Source organism: Nonomuraea sp. NPDC047897 (assembly GCF_043204415.1).
Lineage (GTDB): Bacteria > Actinomycetota > Actinomycetes > Streptosporangiales > Streptosporangiaceae > Nonomuraea.
In genome coordinates this window covers 37,254-62,672 of sequence record NZ_JBIDCC010000005.1, presented here as the reverse complement: position 1 = coordinate 62,672, position 25,419 = coordinate 37,254, and the positions used below count along the sequence as shown (strand labels likewise).

Here is a 25,419-nt window from a genome sequence, read left to right as displayed (position 1 = left end):
CGCTATCTGCGGCCGGTGGCGAGCGGCAGCATGACGTGGTCGACCAGGCGGCGGGCCAGCTCGCCGTCCACCGGCTCGCCGCTGACCAGCCCCCGGAAGAACAGCGTCGCCGGGCCGACCTGCCACAGCAGTTCGGTGTCGGCGGCGGCGTCCAGCTCGCCCCTGGCCCACGCCCGCTGGAAGATCTCCAGCGCCAGGCGGCGGCGCCGCTCGACGTAGTGCGCGTCCACCGCGGCGGCCAGCGGCGGGTTGTGGCGCATCTCCCCGACGAGGACCACGAGGACGTCGCCGAGCCGGTACAGGTCCTCGACCAGGAACTCCATGAAGGAGAGCAGGTCGGCGCGCAGGGCGCCCGTGTCGGGCGGCTCGGGGACGGGGGAGGCGGCGGCGGCGAACGCGGCCGCCGCCAGGTCAGCCTTGGTGGGCCAGCGCCGGTGCACCGTCTGCCGCCCGGCGCGGGCCCGCGCCGCGACGGCGTCGGCGCTCAGCCGCTCGTAGCCGCCCTCGGCCAGCACCTCCAGTGCCGCGCCGAGCAGCTCGGCCTCCCGCGCGGCGCCTCCTCGAAGGGGCGTCACGGACATGACTCCCACAGTAAGCGGGGAGGGGGCGGCCGGTAAGGGGCAGCCCTGCCGGACTGTGAGGTCCATCGAGACGTAGTCGGAGACGCCGCCGTGGTCGCCCGGCGAGCGGCGCGAATCTACGTTGTAAAGGCGCCCGGCGGGCGCACCGTCAGCGCAGGCCGGTGAAGAACTCCCGGACGTCTCGGACGAACGCCTCGGGCTGTTCGAGGGCGGCGAAGGTGCCGCCCCGGTCGTGCTCGACCCAGCCGACGATGTTGTTGTCCCGCTCGGCGAAGCGGCGGATCGGTCGCAGGATGTCCTTGGGGAAGACCGAGACGGACGTGGGCACCGTCGCCGGCTTCAGCTCCCACTCGACGCCGGTGTCCTGCTCGGTGTCGGGCGTCTCCACGAACGATCGGGCCGCCGAGCCGGCGGTGTTGGTCAGCCAGTAGAGCATCACGGTGGTGAGCAGCCGGTCGGTGTCGATGCCGCCGTCGCTCCACTCGTGGTAGACGCCGGCGAACCAGGACAGCAGCGCCACCGGCGAGTCGGCCATGCCGTAGGAGAACGTCTGCGGCCGGGCCGACTGGATGAGCTTGTAGCCGTACTGCTCGGTCAGGTAGCTCGCGCGGAACGCCATCCGCTCCTGCTCCACCTCGGTCAGGCCGTCGAGCTCGCCCGGTGCGCCGATGGGGAAGCAGATGATGCCGTTGCCGTGCATGCCGACGACCCGCTCGGGGGCGAGCACGCCGGTTTCGCGGGAGATCCAGGTGCCCCAGTCGCCGCCCTGCACGCCGAAGCGCTCGTAGCCGAGCCGCGTCATCAGCTCCAGCCACGCGCGGGCGACGCGGGTGGAGCCCCAGCCCATCTCGCGGGTGGGCCCTGACAGGCCGTAGCCCGGCAGGGACGGGATGACGAGGTGGAAGTCGCGGCTGAGCGGCTCGATCACGTCGAGGTACTCGACGGGGGAGCTCGGCCAGCCGTGTGTGACGAGCAGCGGCAGCGCGTCCTCGCGGGCGGAGCGGACGTGCAGGAAGTGGATGTGCTGCCCGTCGATCTCGGTGGAGAACTGGTCGTGCCGGGCCAGCTCACCGAGCGCGCGCTCCCAGTCGTAGCCGGTGCGCCAGTGGTGCACCAGTTCCTTGAGGTGGGCGAGCGGCACGCCCAGCCGCCAGCCCTGGCCGGGCACCTCGTCCGGCCAGCGCACCCGGTCGAGCCGCTCGTTCAGGTCGTCGAGGGCGCCCGCGGGCGCCTCGAAACGGAAGGGCCGGATGTCGTGGTGGGTCAACGCGTTCCTCCATCGTGTTCGGTACGCTGTACCGTACAGCATACGGTTGAAGGGCGCAACCCGCCTGCCCGGCACTCCCCGCCGCTTCTGTACGCTCTTGGGGTTTGTGTCGGGGGGCCGGGGGAGTCGCGTGCCGCTGGAACAGGTGCTGTTGCTGCTGCTGGCCGCGGCCGGGGCGGGCTGGGTGGACGCCGTCGTGGGCGGCGGCGGGCTGCTGCAGCTTCCCGCGCTCATGGTGGCCGGCGTGTCACCGGTGCAGGCGCTGGCCACCAACAAGTTCTCCTCCATCTTCGGCACCGCCTCCGCCGCCGTCACCTACGCGCGCACCACCAAGGTCGACCGGCAGGTGGCGGTGCCCGGAGCGGTCCTCGCGGTGGCGAGCGCCGGACTCGGAGCCTCGGCGGCGGCCGCGATCTCGGTGGAGGTGCTGCGGCCGGCCGTGATGGTGGTGCTCCTGGCGGTGGCCGCGTTCGTGACGCTCCGGCCCGCGCTGGGATCCGCGCCCCAGCCGCAGCTACGGACCCGCGGCAGGGCCGTGGCCGCCATCGCCGTCGGCGGCGTGGGCCTGGCCTTCTACGACGGGATCATGGGGCCGGGCACCGGCACCTTCCTGATCATCGCGTTCACCACGATCCTGGGCTGGGACTTCGTCTCCGCCTCCGCCACCGCCAAGATCCTCAACACCGGGACGAACCTCGGCGCGCTCCTCGTCTTCGGCTGGCAGGGCCACGTGCTGTGGGGACTCGGCCTGGCCATGGCGGCCTGCAACATCGCCGGAGCCCAGGTGGGCGCCCGCATGGCGCTCAGGCGGGGCACGGCCTTCGTCCGCGTCGTGCTGCTGTGCGTCGTGGTGGCGATGGTGATCCGGCTCGGCTGGCAGCAGTTCGCCTGACCACGACGAACCCGCCGGGCCGGCGGCCGGCCGCCCGCCGACCCGGCGGTCCTCAGCCGGAACGGGAGTCCTGCGCCCGGCGGGCGGCCACCACCACCGCGATGCCGAGGACGGCCAGCGCCAGGTTCGCGAACACCTCGTATCCCTCGAAGAGCGCCACCCTGTTCACCACCAGCCGGTTGAACGCGTTGAGCACGATCCCCATGAACGGCTGCACGGCGATCTCGTCGATGGTGCCGCTGACCCCTTCCAGGATCATGAGAATCCCCAGGAGGCGGATGGCGTTGCGCATGGACCCACGCTAGTGACGGCGGCCCGGCCGAGGATCGGCCATCCGGCTCGCCCGCCGAGATCCAAAGACGGTCCTTGGTCGCGGCGCCACCGACCAAAGTCGCGTCTCACACCGCCCGGGTCCCCAACGGCGTCCCGGGCCGCCCGCGCGGCGTCCGTAGAATGGCCGCCATGCGCGCCGGTCGCCTGCTCTCCCTCCTCCTGCTCCTGCAGACGCGCGGCCGGATGACCGCCCCCGAGCTGGCGGCCGAGCTGGAGGTGTCGGTCCGCACCGTCTACCGCGACGTGGAGGCGCTGGCGTCCGCCGGAGTGCCGGTCTACGCCGACCGCGGCCCGGCGGGGGGCTACCAGCTGCTCGACGGCTACCGCACGCGGCTCACCGGGCTGACGGCCGAGGAGGCGTCCTCGCTGTTCCTCGCGGGGCTGCCCGGTCCGGCGGCGGAGCTGGGGCTGGCCGAGGTGGCGGCCACCGCCGAGCTGAAGCTGCTGGCCGCGCTGCCGCCCGAGCCGCGCTCGCACGCCTCTCGGATGCGCGAGCGGTTCCTGCTCGACGTGCCCGGCTGGTACCGCACCGCCGACGACGTCCCGCACCTGGCCGAGGTGGCCGATGCGGTGTGGGAGCTGCGGCCGCTGGAGATGACCTACCGGCGGTGGGGCAGCCAGGAGGTCGAGCGGGTCGTCCACCCGTACGGGCTGGTGCTCAAGGGCGGCTCCTGGTACATGGTGGCGGCGCCGCCGGGGGAGCGGCCGCGCACCTACCGCGTCTCGCGCATCCTGACGGTGCGGGCGCTGCCCGGCCGGTTCGAGCGGCCCGCCGGGTTCGACCTGGGCGCGTTCTGGCAGGCCTACGCCCGGGAGTTCCGCGAGCGCATGTACACCGCCGAGGCCGTCATCCGGCTGGCACCCGGCATGGACGGGCTGCTCGCGTACACGTTGGGCGGCGACGTGGTGACCGCGGCGCTCGCCGCGGCCGGGGAGCCCGACGCCGACGGCTGGAAGACGCTGACCGTGCCGGTCGAGTCGCTGAGGCACGCCCGCTGGCTGCTGCTGCGCCTGGGCGCGGGCGTGGAGGTGCTGGATCCGCCCGAACTGCGCGCCATGATGGCCGAGGCGGTCGCCGACCTCGCCAAGCTCTACGGCTGACCCGCTCCTGGTCTACCGTGGACCCATGACGAACGACCTGGCGAGCCTCATGCGGCAGGCGCAGGACGACGACCCGTTGCGCGCCCTGCAGGCCACCACGGCGTTGCGCCACGAGCTGGAGCGCATGGAGGCGGTGCAGGTCCGCCGGGCCCGCGTGGCCGGACTGCCCTGGTCACAGATCGCCGACGCGATCGGCGTCAGCAAGCAGGCCGTGCACAAGAAGTACGGCCGCCGCTAGCCGGCCGCGCCGCCGAGCGAGCGGGCGAACCACCTCAGGGCGACGCTCCGGGAGTAGCCGAGGCGGATGCGTCTCGCGGCGAACCCATCCGCGACGTGCTCCGCGAAGTCCTGCAGGCCCAGCCGGACCTCGACGTCGTCGCCGTCGCCCAGGACGCCGAGGAGGCGATCCACCTCGCCGAACGACACACGCCGCACGTCGCCATCCTGGACGTGTGCATGCCCGGCGGCGGCGCCCACGCCGCCCGCGAGATCCGCCGACGCTGCCCCCGCACCAGGATCATGGCGTTCACCGCCTACGGCGACGCCGGCGCCGTCGAGGAGATGCGCCGCGCCGGGGTCTCCGAGTACCTCCTCAAGGGGCTCTCCAACACCGACATCGTCGCCGCCGTACCCCTGACCGCCCCCTGGCCGCCCCCTGACAGGCGCCTGACCGGCGTCGGCCGGCGGCCCCCGACGGTCAACCGGCGGACATCGAGTGACATGTGTCACACCCTGTCACAGCCTTCGACCGGGCGGTGTCTTGATGCCGAACCTCTGAGCAGGAAGGCATCCCGTGACCAAAAGCATCAAAGTGATCGTGATCGGCGGTGGATACGCAGGAGTCCTGGCGGCCAATCGGCTGACTCAGCGCGATGACGTGTCGGTGACGCTCATCAATGCGCGGCCGAGCTTCGTCGAGCGGATCCGCCTGCACCAGCTCGTGGGCGGATCCGACGACGCGGTCGTCGGCTACCGGGACGTCCTGGCCGGCGGTGTCCGGCTGGTGGTCGACACCGTGACCCGGATCGGGGCGGCCGACCGCAGCGTGACGGTCGCGACCGGCGGCATGATCGGCTACGACTACCTGATCTACGCGGTGGGCAGCGGCAGCGCCGCTCCGAACGTGTCCGGAGCGGCCGAGTTCGCCTATCCGATCGCGACTCTGGAAGAGGCGCGGCGACTGCGGCCGGCTCTCGACGCCGCGCCCGCCACGGCCGCGGTGACGGTGGTGGGGGCGGGCCCGACCGGCATCGAGATCGCCGCCGAGCTGGCGGAGCTGGGCCGCACCGTGACGCTGGTGTCCGGCGGGGTGCTCGGTCCGTACCTGCACCCGCGGGGACGGCGCTCGGTTGCCAAGCGGCTGGCCGCGCTCGGTGTGACCGTGCTCGAAGGCGCCGAGGCGAAGGTCACCGCGGTCGGGCGCGAGGCGGTGCGCCTCGGTGACGGTCACGAGCTGCCGAGCCAGGTGACCGTCTGGACCGCGGGGTTCGGCGTGCCCGACCTGGCCGCGCGCAGCGGGCTGAGCGTCGACGCGCTCGGCCGCCTGCTCACCGACGAGACGTTGACCAGTGTGGACGACGTGCGCATCGTCGCGGCCGGGGACGCGGCGGCGCCGTCGGATCTGCCCTTGCGGATGAGCTGCCAGTCCGCCACGAGAATCGGGGCGCACGCCGCCGACACCGTGCTTCGCCGCATCGCGGGCGACCAACCTGCGCCTCTCGACCTGGGATTCTTCGGCCAGTGCATCAGCTTGGGGCGTCGGGCCGGCATCTTCCAGTTCGCCCACCGGGACGACACCGCCAACAGGTTCCACGTGGGGGGCCGCCCGGGCGCGAAGCTCAAGGAGTTCGTGTGCCAGAGCACCGTCAAGCATCTGGCGAACGAGGCGCGCAGGCCCGGCTCACTCACCTGGGTCAAGGACGCCCATCGCCGGGAACTGCTGCGAACCCGACGCGGTGAGGCTTCGGGCGCGGCTGACCCTGCTGACCCGGCTGTCCGGCCGGGCATGCGTGGACGGTCCGGCCGGCCATGAGCAGACTTGGACCTTCGACGTCGGCTACAACGCTGCTGACGCTTCTCGCCACGCTCCTGTCCATGCCGGGCGGTCTCGCCGGAGCCGCCTCGGCCAGCGCTGATCCAAGCCCGGACATCATGTCCGGTCGCCTCGGCCGCGCTGGGCGGTGACCGCGTTGGGCAGGAACAGCGCCCCGAGCGCCAGCCCGATCAGCCCGGCGACGACTGGCGCGCCGGTCCACAGCTCGGGCACCGTGGGCAGGCCGCCCCCGGTGGCCGAGGCGACCCCGATGTACAGCGACCAGGTGGCCGAGGCCGACAGCCCGGCGAAGGCCCAGTAGGCGGCGCGCCGCTCACCTGATGGCCGCAGCCGGCGGATCAGCAGGTCGCTCACGAACCCGGCGACCACGAACGACAGCAGGATCGGCAGGTTGCGGAAGGCCGTCTGCGCGCCCGGCATGAGCACCATGACCGCGTACATGAGGGTCACCGAACCGAACGGCAACAGCCAGCGGCGCAGCAGGAGCAGCACCGGGCTGAGCATGATGACGTTGGTGACGACCATCGCGACGGCCACTCGATCGGCGCCCACGGCGACAGGTCTGGGGCCGGAGCCCTGTGGCGCGGCGCCCGAATCCTGCGCCATGGAGAACGCCTGGACGATTGCCTGGGGCCGGTAGTGCAAGGCGTCGCCGTACGACAGGAACAACGACACGAGCGTGGTGGCGAACGCGAGCCCGAGCAGCGCGGGCAGCAGGCGGCCGAGCCGCGGCCGGGCATCGACATGGGGGGCGTTCCAGGCCGAGCGCAGCGGTGTCGTGATGATGAGCATCATCGTCACGACGAGGCCGAGGTGTGACGGGCTGAAGAAGATGTCGATGCTCGTCTCGATGCCGAGGATGGTGTGCCACATCATGTCGGCGAGTCCGAAGGCGGCGAACGCGGGAATCGCCATCAGCCCGCCGAGGTATCCGGTGGGGACGGCCGCCAGCCCCTGCCGTCCGGCGCGCACGTTGCGCCACACCTGCCAGATGATCCAGCCGGAGACCACCGCGAAGCCGGAATAGAACACCGCGTGCCATGGGGTGAAGAACGTCTCCAGCTCCGCCAGGTTGCTGTGCGCCCAGGCGTCGATCATCAGCCCGGCCCCGAACCAGATGCCGAGCAGCGCCGTCACCAGGTCTGTCCTGGGGGACACCCATCCGCGGGGCTCTGCCGTGTCCGCGGTGAATCGCCGAGTGCCGGCGGCCTCAGATGCCACTTCGCGATTCCCTTCCGTCGATCAGTTCGATGCTGAGCGGGGCCGTTCAGGCGGTTTCGGCATTGAGGGCCTGCGCCACGGGCCGGCGGGCCGCCAGGCGTGCGGGCAGGGCGGTGAGTGCCGCCGTCACCAGGAGGGTCGCGAGTGCGGCGCCGAACAGCCAGGAGGAGGGGGCGTCCACCGCATTACCGGCGGCGAAGAGCGAGAGCAGGCCGATGCCCAGAGGGACGCCGATGACGGCGCCGGGCAGCGCGGGCAGGAGCTGCGCGACGGACAGTCCCGCGGAGATCTGCCCTGGGGTGGCGCCGAGCGTACGTGCGATGGCCATGTTCGCCCGGGCCTCCATGGCAGTGGTCCAGGTGAACGTGAGAGTGTTCAGGACGGCGAGAGCGACCAGCAGGATGGTGACGGCGAGCATCAGCCGGCGGTCGTGCTCGCCCCGTAGGTTGGGCAGGACGGAGGAGCCGTCCAGGCCGTAGCCCCTCTCCGGCTGGGCGTGGAGGGTCAGCAGGGCGACGATCGCGATCATCGTGGTGGCGGTGGAGCACGCTTGCAGCACGGACCGGCCCGGCCGGCGGGCGGTCAGCCGCAGCCCGAGCAGCAGCGGCGTGGGCAGCAGCGCGGACAGCGCGGTGAGCCAGGGCCGGTGACGGGGCTGGTGCACGGTGACGGTCAGCGCCGTGACCGTCGCCGTGCGCATGGCCCGCAGCGTGGGACGCAGCGTGGAAAGCACCGCCACCGCCACGGCGAGGATGGTCGCCGTGACAACGGTGGCGCCGGTCGGCCCGGCCGCGTCGCCGATCCGGCTGGCGGTGGGGCTGGCGATGGCGGGCGCGGTCAAGCGGGCGATCACCAGGCCGAGCGCGTCGCCGGCCAGCGCCAGCGCCAGGTATTCGGTGATCAGAACGGCGGCGATCAGGCCGGGGGTGGCGCCGACGGCCTTGAGCAGCCCGGCCCGGCGCGTCTGCTCGACGGCGCGTCCCGCGGCCAGCGCGGCCACGGCGGTGATGGCCAGGAAGCTGAGCAGCCAGCTGCCGACGACCAGGATCGGCTGGCTGTTCCTGAGGATGACCATGTCCTGCTGGGCGCTGAACTGCCAGGAGCGGAAGGTGGTCCCTGCAGTGGAGCCGCGGTGGGCGTCGCTGAAGGCCTCGGTGGCGGCGGGGTCGCGCAGCTTGAGGTCCACGGCCATGGTCACCGCCAGATCTTGGGACGAAGCCAGTGTCCGGGCATCTGATCGGGTCATCCAGGCCAGGCCGGTGTAGTCGCTGGGGTCGCCGCGCGGGCCGATCTGCGCCGCCCAGGGGTAGACGGAGGTGGCCGCGGTGACGGCGATCCCTACGACGGGGTAGGAGCGGCCGGCGATGGTGACGTGGTCGCCGACGCCGACTCTCAGCGCGGTGGCGAAGCCGCGTTCGAGGACCGTGCCGCCGGAGCGTACCCAGTGACCCGAGGTCACCAGCGGCCGGTTGACCGCGCTGGGCTTCCCGGCGAAGCCGTGCACCACCACCGGGGACGACATGGACCCGCGCGTGGTGAGGTCGGCGTAGACGATGCGATAGGGGCCATGGTGGGCGACTACTTGGGGCTCGTCCGCCAGCGAGGCCAGGGCCGAGGTCACGGCGGGGCCCGTGTCGCCGGACAGTGCCACTACGTCCGGGCCGGCGGTGGCCGCGCGGGTCTGTTCGTACAGCGCGTCGCTCACGCCGCGCAGGGACAGGCCGAGGGCCATTGTGGCGGTGGCCACGGTCACCGCGAGCAGGAGCATCGCGGCCTGGACCTGGTGCCGACGTACGTCGGCCAGGACGAGGCGGGCGACGAGCACGATGGAGCTCATGATGTTCAGCCCTCCAGCCCGATCAGCCCGCCGAGCCCACGCGGGGGAGCGCCGGTCAGCCGGGTGTCGTCGACGAACATCCCGTCGCGCATCGAGACCAGCCGGTCCGCGGTGGCCGCCACGCGCTCGTCATGCGTGACGATCACGAGGGTCTGCCCCGCGGAACGCAGGTCCTCGAAGATTCTCAGCACCTCGAGCGTGGCCGCGGTGTCGAGGTTGCCGGTCGGCTCGTCGGCCAGAACGACCAGCGGGTCGTTGACCAGCGCGCGAGCGACGGCGACCCGCTGACGCTGCCCGCCGGACAGTTGCGACGGCAGGTGCCTGGCGCGGTCGCCGAGCCCGACCCGGTCCAGCAGCAGGCTCGCGCGTCGTCTGGCCTGGCGGCGTGAGTGCCCGGCCAGCAACGCGGGCAGCTCCACGTTCTCGGCCGCCGACAACTCCTCCACCAGGTGGAAGGCCTGGAAGACGAACCCCACCGACCGGCGCCGTAGCCGCGCCAAGGCCCGCTCGCTGAGGCCATCGATGCGCCGCCCGGCCACCCACACCTCTCCATCGGTTGGCCGCTCCAGGCCACCCAGCAGGTGCAGCAGAGTGGACTTCCCGCATCCACTGGGCCCCATCACCGCCAGCGTCTGCCCCTGAGGCACCTCCAAGTCGACCTCGTCCACCGCGCGGACCCGGCTCTGCCCCTGACCATGCGTCTTCACCAGGCCGTAGGCCCGGACCGCGGCACCTGACACGTTCATCCACCCTCGACTTCGTCATCGACCTTGGACCAGGCCCGCTCACAGGCGTCCAGCCAGCGCAGGTCCGCCTGCAACCGGAGCACGACCCCTTCCAGCAGCAGCCCGGCGCCGGACTCCGCCGGCTCGGCCAGCGCCGCCTGCTGCGCCTCACGCAAGCGGCGCAGCAGCTCACGGCGCTGCGCCGCCACCAGCTCCACCGGGTCGGCCAGCCGGGCCGCCGCGGCGGCGGCGAGCTTGAGATGAAACTCCGCCAGGTCCGGCTTCGGCCAGCCCACCTCGTTCAGCCAGGCGGTCACCCGCTGCTGCCCGGCCGGCGTGAGCGCGTAGACCTTGCGTTCCGGCCGCTCAGGCAACCCCTCCGCCCGCTCGCAGACCACGAGCCTCGCTTTCTCCAGCCGGGCCAACGTCACGTAGACCTGACCGGGGTTCAGCGACTCGCCCAGCGGGCCGAGGCTCTGCCGCAGCCGAGCGCGTAGGCCGTATCCGTGCGTCGGCTCTTTGGCGAGCATCGCCAGCACTGCGTCCTGCACTCCATCCCCCTAACGGTTAGCCAATAGATAGCGGTTATCCATAGAGGGTGTCAAAACGCTACACCTGGCGATCTCCTGCTACGCCCGGTCACCGGTTGCGAGAAGGTGGCCCGCATCAGGCCCCGCGCACCCTGCGCTGAGCACCGGCGGCACGACAGCCGTCCGCCCATCACCCGCGACCCCGGACGAGCACGGCCGCCCGGGGCGACCGTCTCCGCTCCGCCCGCGCGCGGTCCAGGCCGGCTTCGGCAAGCACACGGCCTTGACCTGGAGTCGGCTCCAGCTCCTAGGTTGGTGACCCTGAAGATCCGCGTACGGAGATCACGAGGAGCACCCATGCGCTACCGCACCCTCGGCGGCACCGGCATCGAGGTGAGCGTCCACTGCCTGGGCGCCATGATGTTCGGCGCCGTCGGCAATGCCGACCACGACGACTGTGCGCGCATCATCCACACCGCCCTCGACCAGGGCGTCAACTTCGTCGACACCGCCGACATGTACTCCGCGGGCGAGTCGGAGGAGATCGTCGGCAGGGCGCTGAAGGGCCGCCGCGACGACGTCGTCCTCGCCACCAAGGTGCACTTCCCGATGGGGGAGGGCCGCAACCGGGGCGGCAACTCGCGGCGCTGGATCCTGCGGGCGGTGGAGGACAGTCTCAGACGGCTGGACACCGACTGGATCGACCTCTACCAGGTGCACCGGCCCGACCACACCACCGACGTCGAGGAGACGCTGTCGGCGCTGACGGACCTCGTCCGCGAGGGCAAGATCCGCGCGTTCGGCTGCTCCACCTTCCCCGCCGAGGAGATCGTCGAGGCGCACGTCGTGGCCGAGCGCCGTGGACTGCACCGTTTCCGCACCGAGCAGCCGCCGTACTCGCTGCTGGCCCGCGGCGTGGAGTCGTCGGTCCTGCCGGTCTGCGCCAGGTACGGGATGGGGGTGCTGACGTGGAGCCCGCTGGCCTCGGGATTCCTGACGGGCAGGTACCGCAGGGGCCTGCCGATTGACCTGACGTCCGGCCGGGCGGCGCTCACCCCGGCCCGGTTCGACCCGGCGCTGCCCGAGAACGTCACCAAACTGGATGTGGTGGAGCGGCTGGTGGAGGTCGCGGAGGACCTCGGGTGCACACTCCCCGAGCTGGCCGTGGCCTTCGCCGCCGCGCATCCCGCCGTCACCTCGGTGATCGTCGGGCCGCGGACGACGGAGCAACTGGAGGCGCTGCTGAAGGGGGCATCGCTGACGCTGGACGACGCGACACTGGACCGGATCGACGCGATCATCCCGCCGGGCACGAACCTCTACCAGCCCGACGGCGCATGGCGTCCGCCGTCCCTCACCGACCCGTCTCGCCGCCGTCGCCCCCTCGCCGACCGCGCGGCGGCGTAGCGCGCCGGGCGGCCGGCCCCCCACGTCAGGCGGCCCTGAGCACCTTGTCCAGGACAGCGGCGAACTCCGCGGAACGGGCGACGAAGCCGCCGTGGTCCCCCGGGAACACGGCGGGCGGTGTGCCGAGCCGCTCGGCCAGCGCGACCGCGCTGCGGTAGGCGTACTGCCGGTCCGTCGAGGCGTCCCCGACGCCGAGCACCACTTTGGCCGGACCCTGCCGCAGGGCTGCCACGTCGGGCAGGTAGCCGCTGACCGGGCGCAGCACGTGGGCGAGGAAGAAGTCGAGGTTGCCGCCGATCCGCCCCCAGCCCTCCATCATCTCGGGGCTGGGCGGGGCCTGCGGCGGCTCCTGCTCCTCGCCGCTGAGCCCGACGAACTCCTCGAACCGCTTCATGGCCGCCTCGACGCCCTGCTCGCGATAGGTCCGGTAGACCTCCTCGCCGCCCGCGAGGTACGCCTCGGCGTCGGGCAGGACGCGGCCGCACGGCGGCTCGTGCGCCACCAGGACGCGCACCTGGCCGGGGTGGCGGGCCGCCAGGTTGAGGCCGATCACGGCGCCGCCGCTGGAGCCGAACACGTACGCGGGCTCGTCGCCCAGCTCGGCGAGCAGGCGGTGCGCGTCGTCGCCGTGCACGTCGGCGTGCACGTCCTGCGCAGGCCCGTCGAGGACGCTGCGGGAGTTGCCCCGCGGGTCGTACGCCACGACCGTGTAGCGGTCGGTCAGGTGCGGCACGAGGTCGGCGAAGATCGCGGCGTCGGTGGGGCCGCCGGGGATCATCAGCAGCAAGGGGCCGCTGCCCCGCACCTGGTAGTAGAGCGTCGCGCCGGGGACCTTGAGTGTCTTGTTCGCTGCCATGCCACAGACTCTCTCACCGACAAAAATATTTGTCAAGGCTCTCAAGCCGCTCGGCCGAGGGCCGTCGCATGGGCGTGCTGGGCGCATGGGGGCGCCTGAGTGTCCGGAACGGTTGAGGCGCGTCCACGCTTCGACGCGCGGCGAGGTGTCCGGACCCTAGGTTGCGGTGCGGGGCGTCAACGGTCTCCGCCGCGCGGGGCAGCGGTGCGCCCCGCCCGGACCGTGAACGCATCGACTGGAGGCCTGCGATGTCCGACGAGATTCCGACCACCGACGAGCGCGAACCCGCGCTGGTCGTGACATCGATGATCGATCGGGTGCTGGAACTGGCGGCGACCTGGACGGCCTGGGACGGTCGCCCGCTACGCGCCGACGACCGGGTCCACACTCCCCACAAGGCGATCCGCCGGGTCGCCGACCACCTCATCGACCACCTCGCGGAGGTGGAGGCACGGCTGGCCGGGCATGCCACCATCCCCGATCACTGGCACGCGTCGGCGAGCACGACCCCCGCCGACCTGGCGCCCTTCACCGACCAGGACCTGGACGAGGCGCGGAGCCGGCTCACCCGGCTCGGCCGGATCTGGGCCGAACGCCTGGTCACGCTCACCCCGGACCAGCTCGACCGTTCGCCGGGCGAGGGCTGGACGTTCCGGCAGATCGCGTTCCACGTGGCCGGCTCGGTCTACTACGCCGACGCCGTCGGCGACCTGTCCGCGGCGGGATCCGAGCGCTGACCCGCCATCGGGACGGCCGTGGCCGGGGATGCCGAACCCGCGAACGCCTGCTCAGGCGGGCGTCGTCATCGCCGACACCTTCGCGGCCGTCATCGACGCGGTCGAGGGGTTCACCGCCTGGGTGACATCAGGGCAAGGAAGAGCCGCCGTCCGGCTGGCTCGTGCGCGTCTCGGGGGTCAGGTCCGGCCGGCGGGATCTGATGAGGAACCCGGCGGCGGCCGCGGTGAAGAACATCAGGACGCCGTACGTCGCCGCCGGAACGGCCATGCGGGCGTCGTTCAGCAGGGCGGGACTGAGCGCGACGGTGATCGCGAGGGTCGCGTTGTGGATGCCGATCTCCATGCAGGAGGCGACGGCCTGGCGGCGGCCCACTCCCGCCAGGCGGGGCGCCCCGTAGCCGACCGCCAGGCTGATCACGCTGAACAGGGCCGTGATCAGGCCCACCGAGGCGATGTAGTCGCCGAGGTGCTCCAACTCCTGCAGCAGCGCGCCGAGGATGACCACGACGAGGATGACCGCCGAGGCGATCTTCACGGGCCGGCCCATGCGTTCGGCGAACCGCGGGGCCAGCGCCCGCACCGCCATGCCGGCCGCCACCGGGACGAGCACGATGGCGACGACCTGCAGCGTCTTGTCGAACTGGAGCCCCAGCGTGCCCGCGTCCCCGAAGTGGCTGAGCGCCAGGTTGGTGACGAGGGGCAGCGTGAAGACGGCCAGCACCGAGTTGATGGCGGTGAGCGTCACGTTCAGCGCGACGTCGCCGCCGAACAGGTGGCTGTAGAGGTTCGCGGTCGTGCCGCCCGGTGAGGCGGCCAGCAGCATCATGCCGACGGCGAGCGCGGGCGGCAGGCCGAAGGCGAGCACCAGTGCGAGACAGACGACCGGCAGGAGGATGATCTGGCAGGTCAGTGCCACGACGGTGGCTTTGGGATAGGCGAGCACGCGGCGGAAGTCGGCGATCGTCAGGCTCAGGCCGAGGCCCAGCATGATGACCGCCAGGGCGATGGGCAGGAAGACGCTGGCAAGGGCCATGGGGGGGCGAGTCCTCTCCGTGCCGGTCGAGGCGGTGTAGACCCCACGATCACGGATCGCCGGGCGGCTGCGGAAGAGGGAGGAGACGGCGAAGTCATCACGAACCCGAGGCGGCGCGTCCGCGGGTGACCGGCCCGCCGGACCCTGCCCGTCCGCGCGAGTGATCTACGATGTAAAGGCGTTGGGTCGTCAGTGCACCGAGAAGCCGCCGTCCACGAAGAGCATCTGGCCGGTCACGAAGTCGCAGGCGTCACCGGCCAGGAAGACCGCGGCGCCGGTGAAGTCCGCGGGCACGCCGTTGCGGCCGACCATGTGGCGGGCGGCGAGTTGCTCGGTGCGGCCGGGAATCGCCTGGGCGGGTGCGGTCAGAGGCGTCAGCACGAAGCCGGGGATGATCGTGTTGACCCGTACCCCGTGCCGCGACCAGGCCTCGGCCTGCGACCGGGTCAGCCCCGCGATGGCGGCCTTGGCGGCGCCGTAGACGCCGCTGTCGCCGAAGGCGCTGACCGTCTGCTGGGAGCCGACGTTGATGATGCGCCCCCAGCCGCGCTCGGCCATCCGCGGGCCGAAATGCTGCCCGAGCAGATACGGAGCGGTCAGGTTGACCGCGATGGTCTGCTCGTAGTCGTCGGGGGTCAGCTCGGCCATGGGTTTGCGGATGTTGTTGGCGGCGTCGTTGACCAGGATGTCGATGTGGCCGGCCTCGTCGCAGACGCGCCGGACGGCGTCGCGGTCGCCCAGGTCGGCGCTGATCGCCGAGGCGGTGACGTCGTGCCGCCGGAGCGCGGCCACGGCCTCGTCGAGCGCCGCCTGCCGGCGGGCCACGATGACCACCTCGGCGCCGGCCCGGCCGATCGCCTCGGCCATCGCGTAGCCGATGCCGGAGCTGCCGCCGGTCACCAGCGCGCGGCGGCCGTCGAGGGAGAAGAGTTCGTGTAGGTAGTGCGCCACGGCCGATCAAGCTAGCACCTGGCGCCGGGGTATTCCAGGGATGATGGGATGATTTCATCGGCCGAACCCGGCGATTCCCGCGTGCCGGCGGAGCGCGGCGGCTACGCCGGCTGGTCGCGGAGGGTGGGCAGGCCGGCGGCGAGGGCGGCGAGGGCGCGGCGGAGGGTGGGCAGGAACGGCGGGCACAGCGCGGCGAAGAGGTGAGGTTCCTGCTGGTACAGCTCGGTGATGGCGGGCGAGGGGTGGGCTGCCGCGTACAGGCAGCCGGCCAGCCAGGCGGCGAGCTGGGTGAGCTCGACGGCCTCGTCGTCGGTGAGGGCGGGATGCGCGCGGGCGATCGCCTGGCCGAGCCCTCTGACCAGTTCGAGGGCGGTCTCCTTGAAGGCGCGGGCCGCGGTGAGGGAGACGTTGTGCTCAAGGTGCTGGGAGAGCTGTCCGAGCAGGTCGCAGAAGAGGGGGCGGTCGGCCAGGGTCTCGGCCAGCACGGTGACGACGTCGTCGGACGGGGCCGGCCGGCTCAGCCGTTCGACGACGGCGTCGTGCCAGTCGCGGCCGGCCTCGGTGAGGAGTTCGAGATAGATCTCCTCACGGCTGCCGAAGTAGCGCACCACGTTCGACTTGGCCAGTCCGACGGCCGCGGCGACGCCGCCGAGGGTGACATTGCGGACGCCGGAGTCCAGGGCGAGCCGGCGGGCCGCGTCGAGGATCGCCTCGCGTCGTTGCTGTTTGTGCTCCGGCCGTCTGGCCCGCACGAACGTGGGTCGGGTCATAGCCGACCCAGCATACGCCGGGCTTGTAACGGAACAGCAGTCTCTTGTTAAGGGAACAGCGTTCTGTTACTGTCGGCCGGGCATGCCGCACCCCTACGGCGGGGCATGCTGGACGTCGACGGACGCGATCGGAGACACCAGATGGTCGAAGTGCGGATGCGGGTCAACGGCGCCACCGCGACGCTCGACATCGAGCCCCAGGTCAGCCTCCTGGACGCGCTGCGCGAACACCTCGGCCTGACCGGCGCGAAGAAGGGCTGCGCGCAGGGCGCGTGCGGCGCCTGCACGGTGCTCGCCGACGGCGAGCGGATCGTCTCGTGCCTCGCGCTGGCGGTGCAGTACGAGGAACGCGAGATCACCACGGTCGAGGGCCTCGCCGACGGCGAACGGCTGCACCCGCTGCAGGCCGCGTTCATCGCCCACGACGGCCTCCAGTGCGGTTACTGCACCCCAGGGCAGCTCTGCTCGGCGATCGGCATGCTGGCCGAGCACCGCGCCGGAGCGCCGAGCGCGGTGACGGAGCCGCCGGCCGCGCGGGACCGGGCGGCCGGGCTCCCCGAGGCCGAGCTGTCCGAGGCCGAGCTGTCCGAGGCCGAGATCCGCGAGCGGATGAGCGGCAACCTGTGCCGTTGCGGCGCCTACAACGGGATCGTGGCCGCCATCCGCGACGTGGCCGCCATGGGTGAGGAGACAGGCCGGTGAGGCCGTTCGCGTACGTGCGCGCCGGGGACGTCGCCGAGGCGGTGCGCGAGGCTGCGCGGCCCGGTGCGAAGTTCCTCGGCGGCGGGACCAACCTCGTCGACCTGATGCGCGAGGACATCGAGCGGCCGAGCACGCTCGTCGACATCACCCGCCTGCCCCTCGCCGAAGTGACCGAAGCGCCGGACGGCGGCCTGCGGATCGGCGCGCTGGTGCGCAACAGTCACCTGGCGGCGCACCGGCTGGTGCGCACCCGCTACCCGATGCTGTCGCAGGCGATACTCAACGGCGCCTCGGCGCAACTGCGCAACATGGCGACCGTGGGCGGCAACCTGCTCCAGCGCACCCGCTGCCTGTACTTCTACGACGGCGCCGCGGCCTGCAACAAACGGGAACCCGGCAGCGGCTGCGACGCGATCGGCGGGTTCAACCGCCACCACGCCGTGCTGGGCACGAGCGAGAGCTGCATCGCCACCCATCCGTCCGACATGGCGGTGGCGCTGGCCGCCCTGGACGCGGTCGTGGAGGTGACGGGCGCGGGCGGCACACGCCGGATCGCGCTGGCCGACTTCCACCGCCTGCCCGGCGACACGCCGCACCTGGAGACGACGCTGGAGGCGGGCGAACTGGTGACCGCCGTGGAACTGCCCGGACTGCCCGTCGCGGCCCGGTCCCGCTACCGCAAGGTGCGCGACCGGGCGTCCTACGCCTTCGCCCTGGTGTCGGTGGCCGCGGCCCTGGAGGTGCGGGACGGCGCGGTGAGCGCCGTGCGGCTGGCGCTGGGCGGCGTGGCGGCCAAGCCGTGGCGGGCGCACGAGGCCGAGCGGGCGCTGCTCGGCGGGCCGGCGACGGAGGAGGCGTACCGGCGGGCGGCCGACGCGGAGCTGGCGGCGGCGACCGGCCGGCCGGGCAACACGTTCAAGATCGAGCTGGCGCGGCGGACCGTCGTCGCGACGTTGCGGCAGCTCACGGCCGAGGCCGGCGCGAAATGACCGGCCGGCGCACTCACCCGAGCCCGGTACGTACGGCCTTCGAGAGGAGCACGGCATGACCACGGTGACCGAGGCGCCGGCCCCGCCCGGCGGCGCGACGCGGGCCCGCCCCGTGGGCACACCGGTCGACCGGGTGGACGGCCGGGAGAAGACGACGGGCGCCGCCCGCTACTCGGCCGAGTACCCGTACCCGGACCTGGCGCACGCCGCGCTCGTGCCCGCCACCGTCGCGCGGGGCCGGATCACGCGGATCGACACGGCCGAGGCGGCCGCGGTCACCGGGGTGCTGGCGGTGCTGACCCACCTGAACGCGCCGAAACTCAAGCCGGTACGGCGGGTCACCCCGCTCGACCTGAGCAGCGCCGTCTCCGGGACGCCGGTCGACTACCTCGACACCGACGAGGTCCACTGGGACGGCCAGCCGGTGGCGGTGGTCGTCGCCGAGACCCTGGAAGCGGCGCGGCACGCCGCCCGGCTCGTGCGCGTCGGCTACGAGGCGGCGCCGGCCACGGTGGACTTCGCCGCCGAACTGGACAACGCCGAACCTGACAAGGGCAACCCCCTGCAGCCGGGCCGGGCCGTCAAGGGCGACGCGCCGGCGGCGCTCGCCGCGGCGGCCGTCTCGGTGGACCTGCGGTTCCGCACGCCACCGTACAACCACAACGCGCTCGAACCGCACTCCACGACCGCGGTGTGGGACGGCGACCGGCTGACCGTGCACGAGGGCACCCAGAACATCGGCTGGCTGCGCAAACACCTGGCGAACCGGTTCGGGGTGCCGGCCGACGCAGTCCGCGTCGTCTCGACGTACGTCGGCGGCGCGTTCGGCGGCAAGTTCCGCGTCTGGGCGGGCACCCTGCTGGCGGCGCTGTCGGCCCGGGCGGTGGGCCGGCCGGTGCGGCTGATGCTGTCGCGGGAGGAGGTCTACCGGACCGTGGGCGGCCGCACGCCGTCGGTGCAGCGGGTGGCGCTCGGCGCCCGGCCGGACGGCACGCTGACCGCGATCGTGCACACGGCGGTCACCCGGACGGGACGCTCCGGCGGCGACAACGAGCCCGTGACGGGCGTGTCGCGGCATCAGTACGCCTGCGACAACATTCTGGCGGAGCAGAAGCGGGTGAAGCTGGACGTCCTGCCCAACACCACCATGCGCGCGCCGGGGGAGTCGATCGGCACGTTCGCGCTGGAGTCGGCCGTGGACGAGCTGGCCGTCCGGTTGGGCCTGGACCCGATCGAGCTGCGGCTGCGCAACGAGCCGGACGTGGGCCCGATGGACGGCAGGAAGCACTCCCACCGCAGGGTGCGGGAGGCGTACGCGGTCGGCGCCGAACGGTTCGGCTGGGCCGGGCGGGACCCGCGGCCGGGTTCGACGCGGGACGGCCGGTGGCTGGTCGGCATGGGCGTGGCCACGGCCTACCATCCGGCGCTCATGATGGGCGCGCAGGTGACGGTCCGTCTGTCGGCCGGCGGGTCGGTGCTCGTGCGGTGCGGGTTCCACGAGTTCGGCAACGGCGCCTCGACGGCGCAGACCCAGATCGCCGCGCAGGCGCTGGGGGTGCCGGTCGAGGCGGTGACCGTCGAGTACGGGTCCTCCGACCAGCCGGTGGGGCCGCTGGGCGGTGGGTCGATGCAGACGGCGAGCGTGGCCGCCGACCTGCTGGCCGCCTGCGAAAAGGTCAAGCGGGAGGTGCTCGGCCTGGCCGGGCGGTCACCGGACTCACCGTTGCGCGGGTGCGCGCCCGGCGACGTCGTGGCGCGCGACGGCGGGCTGTTCCGGGCGGACCGGCCCGGCGCGGGGGAGACGTACCCGGCGATCCTCGGCCGGGCGGGGCGTGACGAGGTGGCGGCGGCCGTCGGGACGGGATCGCGGCTGGCCGGGGTGGCAGGGCAGGTGCGGTCGTTCGGCCGGGCGCTGCGTGGCCTGCGGGGACCGGGCCGGGCGGCGACCGGGGCGCAGTTCTGCGAGGTGCGCGTCGACTCCGACACGGGCGAGGTGCGCGTCTCACGGTGGACCGGCGTGTTCGACATCGGCACGGTGGTCAACCCCAAGCTGGCCGGCAGCCAGCTACGCGGCGGGATCGTCATGGGCCTGGGCATGGCGCTGGGCGAGGAGACGCTGGTCGACCCGCGCAGCGGCCGGATCATGAACCCGAGCCTGTCGGAGTACCACATCCCGGTCCACGCGGACGTGCCGCGGATCGACGTGCACGTCCTGGACGACCCCGACCCGACGATGCCGCTCGGCGTGGTGGGGGCGGGGGAGGTGGGCATCACCGGCGTCGCCGCCGCGATCGCCAACGCGGTGCGGCACGCGACCGGGCGGCGGCTGACCGAGCTGCCGATCACCCTGGACCGGCTGCTGTGACGAGCCGCCGGCGCCGACCCGGCGCCTGACGAGCCGTCGCGGTCACGTGCGGGGGTCGTCCTTCCGAGGGCCGTCGTCCTCGTGCAGCGCCGACGCCTTGTGCACGGCCTTCTTGCCGGTGCCGGAACTGCGGACGACGTACTGGGGCTCCTCTTCGGACGCCGCGACCGTGCGGCCCGCCTCCCGCGTCCGGCTGGTGATCTTCTCCTCCACCTCGCCGTGGACGGTGTTCCCGTGGCTGCGCCAGGTGACCTCGTCCCCGACGGCCGGCTCTTTCCCGCGCTTGTCACCCATGCGGTCCGCGCTACCCTCACGCGCGCGTCCACTCCGCGCGGCCGGCAAACTCCTTCTTTACGGTCGGATCGGGTTGACCGGCGGCCCGTACGGAACTCTCCTGGGCAGCCGCCGACAGCGAAGGGGAAGCCGTGGCGCGTTGTCTGGTCACCGGGGCGACCGGTTACATCGGAGGCCGGCTGGTTCCCGAGCTGCTCGCGGCCGGCCACGAGGTCCGCTGCATGGCGCGGTCCCCGGGCAGGCTGCGCGACCTGCCGTGGGCGGACCGGGTCCAGGTGGCCGCGGCCGACGCCACCGACCCCGAAGCGTCCCGCGCGGCCCTCGACGGGGTCGAGGTGGCGTACTACCTGGTCCACACCATGGGCGCGGCCGGGCGGTTCGCCGAGCGTGACCGGCTGGCCGCGCGGACGTTCGCCGAGGCGGCGGCGCGGGCCGGGGTGCGGCGCATCGTCTACCTCGGCGGGCTCGTCCCCGACGAGCGGCTCTCCCCGCACCTGCGCTCCCGCGCCGAGGTCGGTGACATCTTCCTGCGCGGGGACGTCCCGGCGGTGGTGCTGCGCGCCGCGGTGATCATCGGGTCGGGTTCGGCGTCGTTCGAGATGCTGCGCCACCTGACCGAGCGGCTGCCCGTCATGACGACGCCGCGCTGGGTACGCAGCCGCACGCAGCCCATCGCCGTACGCGACGTGCTGCGTTACCTCACCGCCTGGGCCGGCGTGCCCGGAACCGTCAACCGGGCGTTCGACATCGGCGGCCCGGACGTGCTGACCTACGCCGGCATGATGCACGGCTACGCGTCCGTCGCCGGCCTGCCCCGCCGGGTGATCATTCCCGTGCCGCTGCTCAGCCCGAGGCTGTCGAGCCTGTGGGTCGGGCTGGTCACGCCGGTTCCGCCGGGCATCGCCCGGCCGCTGGTGGAGTCGCTGCGCAACGAAGCCGTCTGCCGCGAGCACGACATCGCCCGGTACGTCCCCGACCCGCCGGACGGGTTGATCGGCTTCAGCCGGGCCGTCGCCCTGGCCCTGGCGAAGATCAAGGGAGCCGACGTCGCCACCCGCTGGTCGTCGGCCTCGACCCCCGGCGCTCCGAGCGACCCGCTGCCGACCGACCCGGACTGGGCAGGCGGCAGCCTGTACGTCGACGAACGCAGCCGCGAGGTGGCAGCCGGCCCGCAGGCGCTGTGGCAGGTCATCGAGAGCATCGGCGGGCCCAACGGCTGGTATTCCCTGCCCGTCGCCTGGCAGGTCCGGGGGCTGCTGGACCGGCTCGTCGGCGGGGTGGGGCTGCGGCGCGGCCGGCGGGACGCCGGACGGCTGCGGGTGGGCGACTCCATCGACTTCTGGCGCGTGGAGGAGGTGCTGCCCGGCCGGCTGCTGCGGCTGCGGGCCGAGATGCGGCTGCCCGGCCTGGCGTGGCTCGAACTGGGCGTCACCCGTTCCGGTGACCGCACCGTCTACACCCAGCGGGCGATCTTCCACCCGCGCGGTCTGCTCGGCCACCTCTACTGGTGGGTGATGTCACCGTTCCACAACCTGATCTTCGGGCGGATGCCCGTCAACGTGGCCGCCGCCGCCCGCCGCGAGTCCCGTCCGCCCGCTTCGGCGTGAACTTTCCGCCCGCCGGGTGCATCCAACCCGGTAAGGAGCCGTCGGTCATCGTGAGGCCGGTGACTCCGCACGCGAAGAGCCCATCCGCCCCTCCCGGGCGGGTGGGCTCTCGCTCCATCGGCAGAGGTACGCAGCGCGGTCCGTTCCGAGGTGGAGCGCGACCTGCGACATCTGCCGGAACGGGGGAGTGTCATCCCGTTCCGCTACGGTGATCCGCCATCAGAGCCTCCCGAGGGGACCGGCGGCTTCAGCCGCCGGGGGAATCGGGAGCGGGAGGGCCGTCAAGGCCCGAGCGTGCCGTGACCTGTCAGGTCTGCGCATCACGGGTCTCCTTCCGGGTTTTGTCGGTGCCTGTCGGTACCGTGGTCGCGTCGTTACTGAGCGTGGGAGGTGGGTGTGCGCAGGTCGTTCAAGTTCCTGCTGCGTCCCACCAGCAGGCAGGCCGCCGCGCTCGCCGCTTGCCTGGAGGATCACCGGCAGCTGTACAACGCCGCGTTGGAGCATCGGCGGACCGCCTACGCCAGGGCCGGGGTGAGTGTCCGCTATGGCGATCAGTCGGCGGAGTTGAAGCACATCCGCGCCGACGATGGGGAGGGTCAGGGCCGGTGGTCGTTCTCGTCCCAGCAGGCCACGCTGCGACGGCTGGACAGGGCGTTCCGGGCGTTCTTCGACCGGGTCAAGGCCGGGCGTACGCCGGGGTTCCCGCGTTTCAAGGGGCGGGGCTGGTTCGACACGGTGCAGTGGCCGAAGGACGGCGACGGCTGCCGGTGGGACTCCCAACCCGAGCATCCGGCCGCCACGTTCGTGCGTCTTCAGGGCGTCGGCCACGTCCGGGTGCACCGGCACCGGGCCGTGAAGGGCCGGGTGAAGAACGATCGCCGTCAAGCGCGAGGGCTCCCGCTGGTACGTGGTGCTGTCGTGCGACGACGTGCCCGCGCAGCCGCTGCCCGCCACGGGTGCGGTCGCCGGGATCGACCTGGGTGTCGCCTCGCTGGTCACCACCAGCGACGGCGAGCATCTGGCCAACCCGCGTCACCTCGCCGCGACCGCCGATCGTCTCGCGACGGCGCAGCGCGACCTCGCCCGCAAGAAGCGGGGCTCCAAGCGTCGTCGCAAGGCGGTGGCCCGTGTCGCCGCGCTGCACGCCAAGGTGCGGCGGCAGCGCCTCGACCACGCGCACAAGGCCGCGCTCGCCCTGGTCGGCGACTACGACGTGATCGTGCACGAGGACCTGCGGATCACCCACATGACCCGCTCGGCGTCGGGCACGATCGAGGCCCCCGGCCGCAACGTCGCGCAGAAAGCCGGGCTCAACCGAAGCATCCTGGACGCGGGTTGGGGGGTGTTCCTGACGATCCTCGCGCACAAGGCTGAAAGCGCCGGTCGAGAGCTGATCGCAGTCGATCCCCGCAACACCTCCCGCACGTGCTCGCGCTGCGGGCACGTGGCGAAGGAGAACCGTCTCACCCAGCCCGCGTTCGCCTGTACGGCGTGCGGGCACACCGGGCACGCCGACGTGAACGCGGCGATCAACATTCTGAGGGCAGGGCTTGCCCTTCGCCAGGCCACCCAAGCGGCTTAGCGAGAAGCCGCTCCCTTCAGGGAGCGGAGGAGTCACGGATGATCACTTCCCCCCGGCCGAGGACGTCCTGGTCCTCTCCGAGCCCCTGCGCCGAGATCTGCACCCCCGGCGGGGCGGCGCGCTCCCCGCGGAACCGGGCGTCTCCGACCGGGCGCTGGGCGAGGTCGCGCCCGGCGACGCCGGCAACACCGTCGACACCGGCGCCGCGGACGTGGCAGCGAAGCTGACCGAGAAGCACCGCGGCCGCATCGAGGCCGCGCTGTCGGCGGGCAGGAGCGACAAGGCCCTGGTCGGGCACGCGCGGGCGTACCTCAGCGGCGCCGATGACCCCGCCGGGGCGGCGGCGATCGCATCGATCGTCGACCGCGTCGAGAACAGTCATGGGACCCAGCGGACCTTCACCGACGGGTGGATCGCCTCCCGTGGGCTCGCCTTCGCCGCCTGCGCGCTTGCCGAGCTGAGCGGCATCGCCTCCTCGGCGGAAGACCTGCGCCCGCTGAAGTCCCTTCGGCAGGTCGACTCCGTGAGTTTGCGCCGGGTCCGGGGCCTGCTGGCCTTCTGCGCCGAAGAGGAGTACCAGCGGGCGGTGGAACGGCTGGCCGCGCACCGCGGCACCCGCTCCCGGCAGCTCGTGGCCTCCTACCTGGTGCCCACCCGGCACGACTGGGTGGACGAGTGCTGCGTCAACCCGCCGTCCGCCGAGTGGGGCTCGAACGCCTTCTACCGCGAACGGCTGTGGGCGTCGGTGAGCACGCCGCGGCACCTCGAACTGCTCGGCTGGCGGCTGGAGGAGTCCGACTTCGACGCGTTCACGTACGGGATGCGCGCCACAATGGCCGACGGCTTGGGCCCGGCGGCCGCCCCGCTCCTGGTCGACGCCTGGGACCGGCTCAGGATCTACAAGCCGTGGCGGGAGCGGTTCGTGGAGCTGATCTCCCTGATCCCGAGCGACGAGGCGTTCAAGCTGCTGCTGGAGCGGTACGAGCGGGAGTTCGCGGGTGCGTACCTGCTCGCGGCGATGGAGCGCTTCCCCCTGCGACCGGCGCTCGCTGGCCGACCTGGGCTGGGCGCTGTTCCTGCACGGCGACGCCTGGGCGCTGGCCGCGCTGGGCTGGCTCGGCGACGGCCGGACGGCCCGCGACCTGGTCGCCCTGATCCCCGGCTGGGTGGCACGGGGCGCCAGGGCCCGCGCGGTCAAGGCGATCGACGCCATCGCCCGGACAGGCGCCGCGGAGGCGCTGGAGGTGCTGGACGAACTGGCGGAGACGGTCCCGGACCACACGGTCCGGGACGCTGCGGCGAGAGCACGTCCGTAGCCACGCAGGTGCTCCCGCGACGTGGTGGCACGCCCGTACCGCCCGCTGACGTCACCGCGCTCGAACAGGCCCGGCGGGAGTGGGCCGCTACGCCCACTTCTTCGGCATCCAGGCCGGCGGCTACCGCGCGGATGCCGAGCTCGGCTGACGGTGTTTCCCTGGACACCGGCGCACAAGATCATATAGAGAGGAGCAGCACTCCTTCCTCCCCCGATCGGAATGCCGCGTGTCCCCATCATCGAGATCGTCGCTGCCACGCCCCGAAGCCGC

Annotated in this window: 26 protein-coding genes and 1 pseudogene; 14 read left to right on the top strand and 13 right to left on the bottom strand. The window is 72.8% G+C overall.

The window, feature by feature from the left end; genetic code table 11:
* Nucleotides 1-2 precede the first annotated feature (2 nt).
* Both ACGF0J_RS12985 and ACGF0J_RS12980 read right to left on the bottom strand, forming a co-directional pair.
* Nucleotides 3-581 (bottom strand): TetR-like C-terminal domain-containing protein, encoded by a 579-nt coding sequence (locus tag ACGF0J_RS12985; RefSeq protein WP_393145108.1) that lies wholly within the window; start codon nucleotides 579-581, stop codon nucleotides 3-5.
* 148 nt (nucleotides 582-729) lie between these two features.
* Nucleotides 730-1,848 carry an epoxide hydrolase family protein gene (locus ACGF0J_RS12980; RefSeq protein WP_393145106.1) on the bottom strand — a complete coding sequence of 373 codons (1,119 nt, stop codon included), beginning with the start codon at nucleotides 1,846-1,848 and terminating at the stop codon, nucleotides 730-732.
* A 130-nt stretch (nucleotides 1,849-1,978) separates the two neighbouring features.
* Here ACGF0J_RS12980 and ACGF0J_RS12975 point away from each other — a divergent pair, with 130 nt between their 5' ends.
* On the top strand, nucleotides 1,979-2,740 hold the full coding sequence (locus ACGF0J_RS12975) for a TSUP family transporter (RefSeq protein WP_393145104.1): 762 nt from the start codon (nucleotides 1,979-1,981) through the stop codon (nucleotides 2,738-2,740).
* 52 nt (nucleotides 2,741-2,792) lie between these two features.
* On the opposite strand, the gene ACGF0J_RS12970 is transcribed toward ACGF0J_RS12975, so the two are convergent.
* A complete protein-coding gene (locus tag ACGF0J_RS12970) occupies nucleotides 2,793-3,032 on the bottom strand; it encodes a hypothetical protein (RefSeq protein WP_393145102.1) in 240 nt (79 codons plus the stop codon).
* 170 nt (nucleotides 3,033-3,202) lie between these two features.
* On the opposite strand from ACGF0J_RS12970, the gene ACGF0J_RS12965 reads away from it, so the two are divergent.
* From ACGF0J_RS12965 to ACGF0J_RS12950, 4 genes are all read left to right on the top strand, one after another.
* The gene (locus ACGF0J_RS12965) at nucleotides 3,203-4,174 is read left to right on the top strand and encodes a helix-turn-helix transcriptional regulator (RefSeq protein WP_393145100.1); all 972 of its coding nucleotides are present in this window, start codon (nucleotides 3,203-3,205) and stop codon (nucleotides 4,172-4,174) included.
* A 25-nt stretch (nucleotides 4,175-4,199) separates the two neighbouring features.
* On the top strand, nucleotides 4,200-4,412 hold the full coding sequence (locus ACGF0J_RS12960) for a hypothetical protein (RefSeq protein ID WP_185084972.1): 213 nt from the start codon (nucleotides 4,200-4,202) through the stop codon (nucleotides 4,410-4,412).
* A 95-nt stretch (nucleotides 4,413-4,507) separates the two neighbouring features.
* The gene (locus ACGF0J_RS12955) at nucleotides 4,508-5,050 is read left to right on the top strand and encodes a response regulator transcription factor (protein WP_393145098.1); all 543 of its coding nucleotides are present in this window, start codon (nucleotides 4,508-4,510) and stop codon (nucleotides 5,048-5,050) included.
* On the top strand, nucleotides 4,968-6,206 hold the full coding sequence (locus ACGF0J_RS12950) for an NAD(P)/FAD-dependent oxidoreductase (RefSeq protein WP_393145096.1): 1,239 nt from the start codon (nucleotides 4,968-4,970) through the stop codon (nucleotides 6,204-6,206). The genes ACGF0J_RS12955 and ACGF0J_RS12950 overlap by 83 nt, the downstream gene beginning before the upstream one ends.
* Nucleotides 6,207-6,323: 117 nt before the next feature.
* Here the strand turns inward: ACGF0J_RS12950 and ACGF0J_RS12945 are convergent, their stop codons facing one another.
* From ACGF0J_RS12945 to ACGF0J_RS12930, 4 genes are all read right to left on the bottom strand, one after another.
* Nucleotides 6,324-7,385: a hypothetical protein gene (locus ACGF0J_RS12945; RefSeq protein ID WP_393145094.1), complete on the bottom strand. Its 1,062-nt coding sequence runs from the start codon at nucleotides 7,383-7,385 to the stop codon at nucleotides 6,324-6,326.
* A gap of 109 nt (nucleotides 7,386-7,494) precedes the next feature.
* Nucleotides 7,495-9,285: an FtsX-like permease family protein gene (locus ACGF0J_RS12940; protein WP_393145093.1), complete on the bottom strand. Its 1,791-nt coding sequence runs from the start codon at nucleotides 9,283-9,285 to the stop codon at nucleotides 7,495-7,497.
* Nucleotides 9,286-9,290: 5 nt separating this feature from the next.
* A complete protein-coding gene (locus ACGF0J_RS12935) occupies nucleotides 9,291-10,031 on the bottom strand; it encodes an ABC transporter ATP-binding protein (protein ID WP_393145091.1) in 741 nt (246 codons plus the stop codon).
* Nucleotides 10,028-10,561 carry a PadR family transcriptional regulator gene (locus ACGF0J_RS12930; RefSeq protein ID WP_393145089.1) on the bottom strand — a complete coding sequence of 178 codons (534 nt, stop codon included), beginning with the start codon at nucleotides 10,559-10,561 and terminating at the stop codon, nucleotides 10,028-10,030. The genes ACGF0J_RS12935 and ACGF0J_RS12930 overlap by 4 nt, the downstream gene beginning before the upstream one ends.
* Nucleotides 10,562-10,897: 336 nt before the next feature.
* On the opposite strand from ACGF0J_RS12930, the gene ACGF0J_RS12925 reads away from it, so the two are divergent.
* Entirely contained in the window at nucleotides 10,898-11,947 is a 1,050-nt protein-coding gene (locus ACGF0J_RS12925; RefSeq protein WP_393145087.1) for an aldo/keto reductase, read from the top strand.
* Between the two features lie 25 nt (nucleotides 11,948-11,972).
* Here the strand turns inward: ACGF0J_RS12925 and ACGF0J_RS12920 are convergent, their stop codons facing one another.
* Nucleotides 11,973-12,803 (bottom strand): alpha/beta fold hydrolase, encoded by an 831-nt coding sequence (locus ACGF0J_RS12920; RefSeq protein ID WP_393145085.1) that lies wholly within the window; start codon nucleotides 12,801-12,803, stop codon nucleotides 11,973-11,975.
* Between the two features lie 248 nt (nucleotides 12,804-13,051).
* On the opposite strand from ACGF0J_RS12920, the gene ACGF0J_RS12915 reads away from it, so the two are divergent.
* Nucleotides 13,052-13,540, top strand: a complete 489-nt coding sequence (locus tag ACGF0J_RS12915; RefSeq protein ID WP_393145083.1) for a hypothetical protein — start codon at nucleotides 13,052-13,054, stop codon at nucleotides 13,538-13,540.
* Between the two features lie 127 nt (nucleotides 13,541-13,667).
* Here ACGF0J_RS12915 and ACGF0J_RS12910 read toward each other — a convergent pair whose 3' ends face one another.
* The 3 genes from ACGF0J_RS12910 to ACGF0J_RS12900 form a co-directional block, all read right to left on the bottom strand.
* The gene (locus ACGF0J_RS12910) at nucleotides 13,668-14,573 is read right to left on the bottom strand and encodes a bile acid:sodium symporter family protein (protein ID WP_393145081.1); all 906 of its coding nucleotides are present in this window, start codon (nucleotides 14,571-14,573) and stop codon (nucleotides 13,668-13,670) included.
* Between the two features lie 189 nt (nucleotides 14,574-14,762).
* Nucleotides 14,763-15,524 (bottom strand): SDR family NAD(P)-dependent oxidoreductase, encoded by a 762-nt coding sequence (locus tag ACGF0J_RS12905; protein ID WP_393145079.1) that lies wholly within the window; start codon nucleotides 15,522-15,524, stop codon nucleotides 14,763-14,765.
* Nucleotides 15,525-15,625: 101 nt separating this feature from the next.
* The gene (locus tag ACGF0J_RS12900; RefSeq protein ID WP_393145077.1) at nucleotides 15,626-16,294 is read right to left on the bottom strand and encodes a TetR family transcriptional regulator; all 669 of its coding nucleotides are present in this window, start codon (nucleotides 16,292-16,294) and stop codon (nucleotides 15,626-15,628) included.
* Between the two features lie 141 nt (nucleotides 16,295-16,435).
* On the opposite strand from ACGF0J_RS12900, the gene ACGF0J_RS12895 reads away from it, so the two are divergent.
* From ACGF0J_RS12895 to ACGF0J_RS12885, 3 genes are read left to right on the top strand one after another with little or no spacing between them, the layout of a single operon-like run.
* Nucleotides 16,436-16,996, top strand: coding sequence for a (2Fe-2S)-binding protein (locus tag ACGF0J_RS12895; RefSeq protein ID WP_393145075.1), 561 nt, complete (start codon nucleotides 16,436-16,438; stop codon nucleotides 16,994-16,996).
* Complete coding sequence (locus ACGF0J_RS12890) at nucleotides 16,993-17,985, top strand: FAD binding domain-containing protein (protein ID WP_393145073.1); 993 nt, start codon at nucleotides 16,993-16,995, stop codon at nucleotides 17,983-17,985. The genes ACGF0J_RS12895 and ACGF0J_RS12890 overlap by 4 nt, the downstream gene beginning before the upstream one ends.
* A gap of 55 nt (nucleotides 17,986-18,040) precedes the next feature.
* Nucleotides 18,041-20,350, top strand: coding sequence for a xanthine dehydrogenase family protein molybdopterin-binding subunit (locus tag ACGF0J_RS12885; protein ID WP_393145071.1), 2,310 nt, complete (start codon nucleotides 18,041-18,043; stop codon nucleotides 20,348-20,350).
* A 42-nt stretch (nucleotides 20,351-20,392) separates the two neighbouring features.
* Here ACGF0J_RS12885 and ACGF0J_RS12880 read toward each other — a convergent pair whose 3' ends face one another.
* Nucleotides 20,393-20,644: a DUF2945 domain-containing protein gene (locus ACGF0J_RS12880; protein WP_393145069.1), complete on the bottom strand. Its 252-nt coding sequence runs from the start codon at nucleotides 20,642-20,644 to the stop codon at nucleotides 20,393-20,395.
* Nucleotides 20,645-20,775: 131 nt separating this feature from the next.
* On the opposite strand from ACGF0J_RS12880, the gene ACGF0J_RS12875 reads away from it, so the two are divergent.
* The 3 genes and pseudogenes from ACGF0J_RS12875 (at nucleotide 20,776) to ACGF0J_RS12865 (ending at nucleotide 23,833) form a co-directional block, all read left to right on the top strand.
* The gene (locus tag ACGF0J_RS12875; RefSeq protein ID WP_393145067.1) at nucleotides 20,776-22,251 is read left to right on the top strand and encodes an SDR family oxidoreductase; all 1,476 of its coding nucleotides are present in this window, start codon (nucleotides 20,776-20,778) and stop codon (nucleotides 22,249-22,251) included.
* A gap of 390 nt (nucleotides 22,252-22,641) precedes the next feature.
* Nucleotides 22,642-22,719, top strand: a pseudogene (locus tag ACGF0J_RS12870) (hypothetical protein); the annotation flags it as partial.
* A gap of 439 nt (nucleotides 22,720-23,158) precedes the next feature.
* Nucleotides 23,159-23,833 (top strand): RNA-guided endonuclease InsQ/TnpB family protein, encoded by a 675-nt coding sequence (locus ACGF0J_RS12865; RefSeq protein WP_393145065.1) that lies wholly within the window; start codon nucleotides 23,159-23,161, stop codon nucleotides 23,831-23,833.
* A gap of 16 nt (nucleotides 23,834-23,849) precedes the next feature.
* Here ACGF0J_RS12865 and ACGF0J_RS12860 read toward each other — a convergent pair whose 3' ends face one another.
* Nucleotides 23,850-24,440 (bottom strand): hypothetical protein, encoded by a 591-nt coding sequence (locus ACGF0J_RS12860; protein ID WP_393145063.1) that lies wholly within the window; start codon nucleotides 24,438-24,440, stop codon nucleotides 23,850-23,852.
* A 391-nt stretch (nucleotides 24,441-24,831) separates the two neighbouring features.
* Here ACGF0J_RS12860 and ACGF0J_RS12855 point away from each other — a divergent pair, with 391 nt between their 5' ends.
* Nucleotides 24,832-25,149, top strand: a complete 318-nt coding sequence (locus ACGF0J_RS12855; RefSeq protein WP_393145061.1) for a hypothetical protein — start codon at nucleotides 24,832-24,834, stop codon at nucleotides 25,147-25,149.
* The last annotated feature ends 270 nt before the right edge of the window (nucleotides 25,150-25,419 follow it).

Coding starts and splice junctions, on each gene's coding strand:
- ACGF0J_RS12920 (WP_393145085.1), bottom strand. CDS start 12,803: ATGGCAGCGAACAAGACACTCAAGGTCCCCGGCGCGACGCTCTACTAC.
- ACGF0J_RS12935 (WP_393145091.1), bottom strand. CDS start 10,031: ATGAACGTGTCAGGTGCCGCGGTCCGGGCCTACGGCCTGGTGAAGACG.
- ACGF0J_RS12970 (WP_393145102.1), bottom strand. CDS start 3,032: ATGCGCAACGCCATCCGCCTCCTGGGGATTCTCATGATCCTGGAAGGG.
- ACGF0J_RS12900 (WP_393145077.1), bottom strand. CDS start 16,294: ATGACCCGACCCACGTTCGTGCGGGCCAGACGGCCGGAGCACAAACAG.
- ACGF0J_RS12880 (WP_393145069.1), bottom strand. CDS start 20,644: ATGGGTGACAAGCGCGGGAAAGAGCCGGCCGTCGGGGACGAGGTCACC.
- ACGF0J_RS12910 (WP_393145081.1), bottom strand. CDS start 14,573: ATGGCCCTTGCCAGCGTCTTCCTGCCCATCGCCCTGGCGGTCATCATG.
- ACGF0J_RS12895 (WP_393145075.1), top strand. CDS start 16,436: ATGGTCGAAGTGCGGATGCGGGTCAACGGCGCCACCGCGACGCTCGAC.
- ACGF0J_RS12965 (WP_393145100.1), top strand. CDS start 3,203: ATGCGCGCCGGTCGCCTGCTCTCCCTCCTCCTGCTCCTGCAGACGCGC.
- ACGF0J_RS12925 (WP_393145087.1), top strand. CDS start 10,898: ATGCGCTACCGCACCCTCGGCGGCACCGGCATCGAGGTGAGCGTCCAC.
- ACGF0J_RS12885 (WP_393145071.1), top strand. CDS start 18,041: ATGACCACGGTGACCGAGGCGCCGGCCCCGCCCGGCGGCGCGACGCGG.
- ACGF0J_RS12940 (WP_393145093.1), bottom strand. CDS start 9,285: ATGAGCTCCATCGTGCTCGTCGCCCGCCTCGTCCTGGCCGACGTACGT.
- ACGF0J_RS12960 (WP_185084972.1), top strand. CDS start 4,200: ATGACGAACGACCTGGCGAGCCTCATGCGGCAGGCGCAGGACGACGAC.
- ACGF0J_RS12985 (WP_393145108.1), bottom strand. CDS start 581: ATGTCCGTGACGCCCCTTCGAGGAGGCGCCGCGCGGGAGGCCGAGCTG.
- ACGF0J_RS12915 (WP_393145083.1), top strand. CDS start 13,052: ATGTCCGACGAGATTCCGACCACCGACGAGCGCGAACCCGCGCTGGTC.